A 6,704-nucleotide genomic window follows, 5' to 3' on the forward strand; every position below is an offset into this window, starting at 1 on the left:
TAAGTAATTCGTCACCAGGTTATTTTTTAATAGATGCTGAAATAAATCCAATAGCCAGCTATCGGATCAGCATGACGAAATCATTTTTATGCAGCAACACCTACAACATCCAATATTTAAAACCTTATCACAAATTGCTGATAAGCACCAAACCGAAGCATATGTAATCGGTGGCTTTGTTCGCGATTTATTTTTAGATCGCCCTTCAAAAGATATTGATGTGGTTGTTGTGGGCAGCGGAATAGCCTATGCTGAAGCGGTAGGTAGAAAACTGAACACCAAGGTGGCTGTTTTTAAAAATTTTGGTACGGCAAACATCAAATTTCAGGATTTAGAAATCGAGTTTGTGGGCGCCCGGAAAGAATCTTATCGTTCTGATTCGCGCAAACCTATTGTTGAAGATGGTACTTTAGCAGACGACCAGCTCCGCAGAGATTTCACCATCAATGCTTTGGCAATTAATTTAAATGCTGATCGTTTTGGTGAATTACTGGATCCCTTTGACGGCATTAAAGATCTCGAAAATAAGCTGATCCGTACGCCACTCGACCCTGAAATAACCTTTTCTGATGATCCTTTGCGCATGATGCGGGCCATACGTTTCGCTTCACAACTTAATTTTGATATTGATGAGACTGCGCTTCATGCCATAAAAACACAAAAGCAGCGCATTAGCATTGTATCAAAAGAGCGGATTACAGATGAGATGAATAAAATCATTCTCTCCAAAAAACCATCTGTAGGCTTTAAATATCTTTTCGATACCGGATTATTGCATATCATTTTCCCCCAGATGGCACAACTTCATGGCGTGGAAATTATTAAAGGAAAAGGGCATAAAGACAATTTCTATCATACACTTGAGGTATTGGATAACGTATGCGCGGATACGGATGATTTATGGCTACGCTGGGCAGCTATTTTACATGATATTGCCAAACCGGCTACCAAACGTTTTGAAGAAGGCCACGGCTGGACATTCCACGGCCATGAAGACAGGGGTGCGCGCATGGTTCCGAAAATTTTTGCACAGCTGAAACTTCCTTTAAACGAAAAGATGAAGTATGTGCAAAAACTGGTGCAACTTCATTTACGCCCAATTGTGCTTGCTCAGGAAACGGTTACAGATTCTGCTGTAAGGCGATTGCTTTTTGATGCCGGAGAAGAAATTGAAAGCCTGATGTTGCTCTGCAATGCCGATGTAACCACCAAAAACGAATATAAGAAAACAAAATACCGAAACAACTTTGAACTGGTAAAGCAAAAGCTCAGGGATGTTGAAGAACGTGATAAAATCAGAAACTGGCAACCGCCAATTACCGGCAACGATATCATGGAAACTTTTGACCTCGATGCAGGCAAAGAAGTCGGCCTGATTAAAAATGCCATTCGTGAGGCCATATTGGAAGGTGAGATTACAAATGACTATCAGGAAGCGTTTAATTTTATGCTTAATCAGGCAAAACAAATGGGATTATATCCTGTTAATAAATAATTTGATTGCCGTAACAATCTAAATACGGTGTCTTTTAAGACACTCCATGCTTGCGGCAGTTATAAATTAACTTTATTTTTACGATTCCAAAATAAAATAATGGCTATTTATAAATTTAGAATTACTTTCGAAGATTTTGATGATGTTGTGAGAGAGATCGACATTAAATCAAACCAAACATTTGAAGATCTGCATAAAGCTATCCACAGATCGACAGGTTATAATGCCGAAAAGCCTTCATCTTTTTATGTAAGTACCGATAATTGGCTAAAAGGCGATGAAATTGCCTATTTACCAAACGAACGAAAAAAAGACCGTGTAGTTTTAATGGAAAATTCCAAATTAAGCGGTTTCATTGAAGATCCACATCAAAAGTTTTACTATATCTATAATTTCGACCGCCCTTACGATTTCCACGTAGAACTGGTAAAAATCATACTTGACGCCGATCCGAATATCGAATATCCATTTTTAGCCAAAAGCGTTGGTGAAGCACCAAAAATTATGGAGCAGAATAGTCCGCAGGCTGTTGATCCCCGGGGAGCTGCTGCGACTGCAGGTGAATTTGATTTCTTAAACGAAATGAACTTTGTACCTGAAGATACCGACGAATTAGAAGCCATGGGCGATATGGGTATCAACGAGGAAGAACGGGAAGAAGATGAAGAGAGTGAAGACGACGAATTTGGAGATGAATTTTCTGATGATGATCAGTTCGGAGATGACAGCCATAAAGATGACTATTAATTAGCAACAAAATAATAAATGCAAAAAGCTGCCAAATATTTAAATTTGGCAGCTTTTATTTTATACCAATCTTCATGCCTCAAGCCCCGAAAACAAAAACTTTAATATCCGTAGTTGGCCCTACTGCCATAGGCAAAACGACTTTGGCTATTCAACTGGCTCAACATTTCGGCACAGAAATTATCTCTGCAGATTCGCGGCAGTTTTTTAGGGAAATGGCAATAGGAACCGCAAAACCCAGTGCAGCTGAATTAGCAGCGGCAAAGCATCATTTTATTGATTCACATTCAGTATCGCAATTATTCAGTACCGGCGATTTTGAAGTTGAAGGGCTAAAGAAACTGGATGAAATTTTCAGGAAACATGATGTAGCGATTATGGTTGGAGGCTCAGGGTTATATGTAAATGCATTGATAAATGGTTTAGATGACATGCCCGATATCGATTTATCGATCAGGGAAAAATTAAATAAACAATTCGAAGAAGAAGGTTTAAGTGTTATCCAAAATCAACTGGCCAAAGTGGATCCTGAATACTTTGCCAAAGTAGATCAACAAAATCCACAAAGAATGATCAGGGGTTTGGAAGTATATTTATCAACAGGTCAAAAGCTTTCTTCAATGCTTTCGGCAACCAAAAAGGAAAGACCGTTTAATATCATCAAGATTGGATTAAATACCGATCGCGCCGTTCTTTATGATCGGATTAACAGCAGAGTGGATCGGATGATGGCGGATGGCTTAGTAGAGGAAGTAAAATCTCTCTTACCATTTAAAAAGTATAATGCCTTAAATACGGTAGGTTATAGTGAGCTTTTCGATTACCTGGACGGCAAAATTGACCTTGAGGATGCCGTTGCTGCCATTAAACAAAATACCCGGCGCTTTGCCAAACGCCAGCTTACCTGGTTTAGGAGAGACGAAGAAGTGACCTGGTTTGAACCTGACCAAAGTGAACAAATTATCGACTTTGCAGAGAACAAAATAACCTGCAAATAAAAAGGGGAGCATACAAAACTATGCTCCCCTTTTTTTAAATCCATAAACCTTACTTTGTGTCAGGAAATTTTACTCCTCTATATTGTGTAACATCAACCGTCGGAATAGTAGAGCCATATTTTGCATTAATGGCATCGATAAATACATTCGCAATTACTGCATTACCACGGGGGGTTAAATGAATTCCATCTAAAGAGAAAGCCCCACCTGAAATAAAAGCAGCATTGATACCAATACCTTGTACTAATACACCAGCTTTTACCTGATTAAAATAAGCATAGGTATCTGCTATAGCTAAACCTTTGCTTGTTGCGATAGATTTTATGCTGCTGTTATAGCTGTTTACATAATCTTTTACCTTAATTACCTCATCTTTATCCAATACCCAGTTGCTTGCGATCGGATTTAACGGGTGCAAACCATAAGGAATAGTACCCTGACCAAATAAACCAGCCGATTGAAACGGTAAACGAATTAAATCTTCATCCGTTGCTACCCTTACCGCGCCAGTACCCGTTTGAATAAATACGGCCTGAGCAGCGGGATTAGAAGCCTTTGCTGCAGCGAGCAGCAGAGAAGGCTTAACAGTATTGAAGTAAGGAATAGCTGTTACATCAGGAATAGTGGCTACTATTCCTTTCTGACCACCAGCGGTTAAGGCATTTAATAAATTAGCATATAATGAGGAGAAGGTTACTTTATCTGTTAACACGGTAGTCGGATCACCAGCAACAGTTACCGCACCATTTAAAGCATAACCCAATACATCATTATTTCCCAACCAGATAGAGAAAAAGGTATGGTTTCTTCCCTGGATATATTGAAAATAATTGGTTTTACCAACTTGCGCATCCGTTAATAAACGCTCAAAAAAAGGATTGGCAGCGCTAAAAGTAAGTGTTGGATCGAAAGATAAATCGACACGCATACCGGGAATACCTAAATTTTGGATTTCACCACTGTATTTATCCAAATGTTTTGCGGGATCTCTATAGGCTAATTTATCTATTACTTGAGTTAATGTCGGTGTACCGTTAACCAGTGCAGACAATGACAAATAACCAGAGCCATTTGAATGCTCTTCAGTAAAAAATGGAGAATTAAAAGCTCCTCCTCCTACCGATGACATCTTCGCCGCAATTAAATTCGGGTATGCCACTTTCTGGCCTTCTAAATATAACCCACCATCAGCATAACCTGAAGTTAATGAATTACCAACAGCAATGTATTTGCTGAAATTCGCTTGTCCTGCCGTTGTGCCCGCAGGTGTTTCAATCTCAGGTTTGCAGGCTGCTGTGAAAAGAATGGCAGCAGCAATGAAACTATTTAATATATATTTTTTCATCTTAAATTCTCCTACCATTTATAAGTTAATGAAATACCTGGCGCATAAACCAATGTTTTAAAAGTACCATCCAGGCCTGTTTCTATATTCTTTTGCTTACGTGATTTAACATCTTCAAAAAAGAACGATGCATTAACTTCGAAATGGCGGGTAGGCGTATAACCTAAACCAGCACTTAAAATATAACGATCAGCATCTGGTGCTTCAGGTGTTACATAGCCATCCTGTACAGGTGAAAGCGCATAGCCCACACCAGCTCGTAAAGCTAATTTTTCTGATGCCTGGTGATTAATACCCAGTTTGAAAGAAGAACCATCCCGATAATTACGAGCCGATTTGGTATCCGCAAGTGCTGGAGTATTGGTCGCATAATCAAATGATAAATCCTGATAAATATGCCATTGCACCCAACTGGCATCAAATGCCAATGTAGTACTTTGTGATAATGGAATGCCTATACCCAGGCTTGTGGTTGACGGTAAAGGTAATTCCGCATTGAAAGTGTTTCCTGCAGGGAACGAAGACCTTAATGAACCTGGTACATCAAACTCAGCAGTACCATTATCTAATTTCGTAACTACTTTTGATTTGTGAACAAGCGCAAATGAAATATTGCTTAGGGTCTTAATATATAAACCTGCATTCCAACCATAACCTTTTCCGGTTCCCTCTAAAGTAGCATGTCCGGAGCGCCCATCAGGAAAATTTACAGGAAGCGCTCTTTGAAGATTCACGTCACCATGATTATACACAAAACCTGCACCAATACCAATACGGTCAGTAATTTTGATACTTAAAGTCGGTTGGAAATAAATGGCTTTTAAATTTAATGAGGTTAGTGCATATCTGCCAGACCAGTCATTCCCCCAGTCAACCAAACCTCCGAATGGCGTATAAACGCCTAAACCCAGTTTCCATTTATTTGATTTCGGACCCCAAACCGCGTAAAATTCGAATGGAGGCGCAATTTTATTTTTAACATTCTCCGTAACGTTTGAGCCTGTTTGTTGAAACGCTGATTTAAATAATAATGGGTTTACTCCTGCTGAAACTGAGTTTTTCTCTAAGAAAGATACCGCACCCGGATTGTAAAATACAGAAGCTTCATCCAAAGCCAATGCAGAACCTGCACCCGCCATACCTATTTGCTTCTGACCTTGTAAATTAACCTGGAAACCCTGCCCCAAAACCCATAGTGGAGCAGAAAGTAATACGCTCAATAAAATTTTTTTCATTTATAAATGGTTATATACAAATATATACTATGCTAACATAGTAAGCAAATATTTGTGTGTAAGAATTTTGAGGGTTCTAGGCTTGGGCAGTCGGTCCACCAAAACCCATCGGAAAAGGCGGTTCTTCCTGAGTCTTAATACGTCCGTTTACGGCTTCGAATTTTTGTATATTATCTTCCAACGCTGATAATAAGCGTTTTGCGTGCTCCGGAGTTAAAATAATTCTCGACTTTACCTTTGCTTTCGGAATACCCGGCATTACGCGGATAAAATCTAATACAAATTCGGTATTAGAATGGGTAATAATAGCCAGGTTAGAAAAAATCCCTTCAGCAATCTCTTCTGATAACTCTATGTTTAATTGATTCTCGTTTTGTTGTTCTTCCATAATGCTTCAAAAATAAAAAATTCCGCTGCTTAATGGCGGAATTTAGAATATAATATTAAAGAAAATCATCGAAACTTTTAACCTTTATTTTTTCAGGTAAGTTAATATTATACCTACCGTAGCTGCAATCTGACCGATCCAAAAAATAAACATCCACTTAATAATTTCAGCTTTGGCATTAGCCAGTGCTTCCTTAGTATTGCCAATATCTTCTTTTGTTGCTAAAATCTCTTTCTTATTATCCAATTCAGGCATAACTCTATTGTGTTTATTCTTATTTACTGACTGAGTTCAATTATTTTTGTTCTTCCTAAATCGTCACCCTGAATTTATTTCAGGGTCTACTTGTTGAAAAGATGCTGAAACAAGTTCACTGTTGTCCGGAGAAAATATTTTTTGCTTATAAAAAAGGGCAGCGATAAAAGCTACCCTTTGTGCTGTTATATTTGAGTTACCACACCTAAATACAACATGGGCAAAAATACATTTTTTACCG

7 protein-coding genes are annotated in these 6,704 nt (G+C 38.6%); 3 read left to right on the plus strand and 4 right to left on the minus strand.

Translation table 11 applies throughout. The features are described 5' to 3' along the window. Positions 1–88: 88 nt before the first annotated feature. From ACFE6N_RS21870 to miaA, 3 genes are all read left to right on the plus strand, one after another. Positions 89–1,495 (plus strand): CCA tRNA nucleotidyltransferase, encoded by a 1,407-nt coding sequence (locus ACFE6N_RS21870; protein WP_378939993.1) that lies wholly within the window; start codon positions 89–91, stop codon positions 1,493–1,495. Positions 1,496–1,594: 99 nt separating this feature from the next. Next, complete coding sequence (locus tag ACFE6N_RS21875; protein WP_134203957.1) at positions 1,595–2,242, plus strand: IS1096 element passenger TnpR family protein; 648 nt, start codon at positions 1,595–1,597, stop codon at positions 2,240–2,242. Between the two features lie 74 nt (positions 2,243–2,316). Beyond that, positions 2,317–3,240 (plus strand): tRNA (adenosine(37)-N6)-dimethylallyltransferase MiaA, encoded by a 924-nt coding sequence (miaA, locus tag ACFE6N_RS21880; protein WP_378939994.1) that lies wholly within the window; start codon positions 2,317–2,319, stop codon positions 3,238–3,240. A 49-nt stretch (positions 3,241–3,289) separates the two neighbouring features. Here miaA and ACFE6N_RS21885 read toward each other — a convergent pair whose 3' ends face one another. The 4 genes from ACFE6N_RS21885 to ACFE6N_RS21900 form a co-directional block, all read right to left on the minus strand. Next, positions 3,290–4,585: an SGNH/GDSL hydrolase family protein gene (locus ACFE6N_RS21885; RefSeq protein ID WP_378939995.1), complete on the minus strand. Its 1,296-nt coding sequence runs from the start codon at positions 4,583–4,585 to the stop codon at positions 3,290–3,292. Between the two features lie 11 nt (positions 4,586–4,596). Continuing rightward, positions 4,597–5,820, minus strand: coding sequence for an OmpP1/FadL family transporter (locus ACFE6N_RS21890; RefSeq protein ID WP_378939996.1), 1,224 nt, complete (start codon positions 5,818–5,820; stop codon positions 4,597–4,599). Between the two features lie 76 nt (positions 5,821–5,896). Further along, complete coding sequence (locus ACFE6N_RS21895; protein ID WP_029279713.1) at positions 5,897–6,208, minus strand: DUF3467 domain-containing protein; 312 nt, start codon at positions 6,206–6,208, stop codon at positions 5,897–5,899. A gap of 84 nt (positions 6,209–6,292) precedes the next feature. Further along, a complete protein-coding gene (locus ACFE6N_RS21900; protein ID WP_166672316.1) occupies positions 6,293–6,463 on the minus strand; it encodes a hypothetical protein in 171 nt (56 codons plus the stop codon). Positions 6,464–6,704: the final 241 nt, after the last annotated feature.

Origin of the sequence: Pedobacter sp. BG31, assembly GCF_042464845.1 — a bacterium.
Classification (GTDB): Bacteria; Bacteroidota; Bacteroidia; order Sphingobacteriales; family Sphingobacteriaceae; genus Pedobacter; species Pedobacter suwonensis.

What these genes read in the sequence shown, in the direction of transcription:
- ACFE6N_RS21870 (WP_378939993.1), top strand. Translation starts at nt 89, where the DNA reads ATGCAGCAACACCTACAACATCCAATATTTAAAACCTTATCACAAATT.
- ACFE6N_RS21875 (WP_134203957.1), top strand. Translation starts at nt 1,595, where the DNA reads ATGGCTATTTATAAATTTAGAATTACTTTCGAAGATTTTGATGATGTT.
- miaA (WP_378939994.1), top strand. Translation starts at nt 2,317, where the DNA reads ATGCCTCAAGCCCCGAAAACAAAAACTTTAATATCCGTAGTTGGCCCT.
- ACFE6N_RS21885 (WP_378939995.1), bottom strand. Translation starts at nt 4,585, where the DNA reads ATGAAAAAATATATATTAAATAGTTTCATTGCTGCTGCCATTCTTTTC.
- ACFE6N_RS21890 (WP_378939996.1), bottom strand. Translation starts at nt 5,820, where the DNA reads ATGAAAAAAATTTTATTGAGCGTATTACTTTCTGCTCCACTATGGGTT.
- ACFE6N_RS21895 (WP_029279713.1), bottom strand. Translation starts at nt 6,208, where the DNA reads ATGGAAGAACAACAAAACGAGAATCAATTAAACATAGAGTTATCAGAA.
- ACFE6N_RS21900 (WP_166672316.1), bottom strand. Translation starts at nt 6,463, where the DNA reads ATGCCTGAATTGGATAATAAGAAAGAGATTTTAGCAACAAAAGAAGAT.